Origin of the sequence: Streptomyces sp. SID13726, assembly GCF_010548375.1 — a bacterium.
In the GTDB taxonomy this organism is placed as follows: domain Bacteria; phylum Actinomycetota; class Actinomycetes; order Streptomycetales; family Streptomycetaceae; genus Streptomyces.
The window spans coordinates 1-435 of record NZ_JAAGLY010000477.1 but is presented as its reverse complement, the minus strand read 5'-3'; the positions used below and the strand labels follow the sequence as shown (position 1 = coordinate 435).

Below are 435 nucleotides of genomic sequence, written 5' to 3'. Positions count from 1 at the left end.
GCGCGCGTAGAAGAACTCGTGCGAGTCCCCGGAGCCGAGGTACTCCGAGGGCTGGATCGGCTCCCCGCTCGCGCCGATGACCTCGTGCACCCAGAAGACGTCCGGGTTCGTGAGCTTCCCCTTGATCGCCGCCAGGTCGGCGGCCGGGATGTGCTTCGCGGCGTCGATGCGGAACCCGGCGACACCGAGGGCGAGCAGGTCGTTGAGGTAGCCGGCGATCTTGCCGCGCACGTACTCCGAGCCCGTCCGCAGGTCCTGGAGCGAGACGAGGCGGCAGTTCTGCACCACGTACCGGTCTCCGTACCGGTTGCCGATGTTCTCCTTGCAGTCGTTGAAGTCGTTCGGCCCGTAGAGCCCGGGGTAGGTCTCGACGCCGTACGACGAGCCCGCAACCCCCGTCCCGCCGCCCTGGTCCGCCCCCGCCATGTGGTTGAG

1 protein-coding gene is annotated in these 435 nt (G+C 69.0%); it reads right to left on the bottom strand.

The annotated features are described in order from the left end of the window. Positions 1-435 (bottom strand): alpha-amylase family glycosyl hydrolase (locus G3I78_RS48665; protein ID WP_239158488.1); only part of this gene is annotated, 435 nt, incomplete at both ends.